Source organism: Falsihalocynthiibacter sp. S25ZX9 (assembly GCF_041205405.1).
GTDB lineage: Bacteria > Pseudomonadota > Alphaproteobacteria > Rhodobacterales > Rhodobacteraceae > Falsihalocynthiibacter > Falsihalocynthiibacter arcticus.
The window spans coordinates 1-506 of the sequence record NZ_JBGFCD010000073.1 but is presented as its reverse complement, the minus strand read 5'-3'; the positions used below and the strand labels follow the sequence as shown (position 1 = coordinate 506).

The 506-nt window shown below is 53.8% G+C and carries 1 protein-coding gene and 1 pseudogene; one reads left to right on the top strand and one right to left on the bottom strand.

Annotation, left to right across the window (positions count from 1 at the left end; all coding sequences use genetic code 11):
* A partial coding sequence (locus AB9F29_RS21320) for a transposase (RefSeq protein ID WP_369757181.1) occupies nt 1-331 on the top strand: 331 nt, incomplete at its 5' end.
* Between the two features lie 62 nt (nt 332-393).
* Here the strand turns inward: AB9F29_RS21320 and AB9F29_RS21315 are convergent.
* Nucleotides 394-506 (bottom strand): annotated as a pseudogene (locus tag AB9F29_RS21315) (IS30 family transposase); the annotation flags it as partial.

Here is a 506-nt window from a genome sequence, read left to right as displayed (position 1 = left end):
TTATCGCTCACTGACTTGGAATCACGGATCAGAGATGGCGGGGTACAAGACATTCACTTTGGCGACGGAGATCGATATCTTTTCATGCGACCCTCACAGCCCCTCTCATCGCTGCAAGCAGCGACTGCCGGGCAATGCATGGCAGCGCGGCTCAAATGAAAATACCAATCGCTCGCTGCGACAATACTTCCCAAAGGGCACGGATTTGGCGATACATAGTCAAGCAAAGTTGAGTGCTGTCGCAAGACCGCTTAACGAACCACCTCGAAAGACGCTGGGATACGAAACTCCCGCAGAGCGTTTCAATGTATGTGTTGCGTCGATCAGGTGAGCCCGCCCCGCATAACTACCGTTGATGCATACTGCGGCGAATGACCGGTTTCCTCGGCGATCTCAACCGGTCGACGCAACACACTCTGCGAACTTCTCTGCTGGCGTTTGATATTGCAAGGTCTTGCGAGGGCGTTCGTTGAGTTGCCTTGCGATTGCACTGAGCTTTGCTTGGG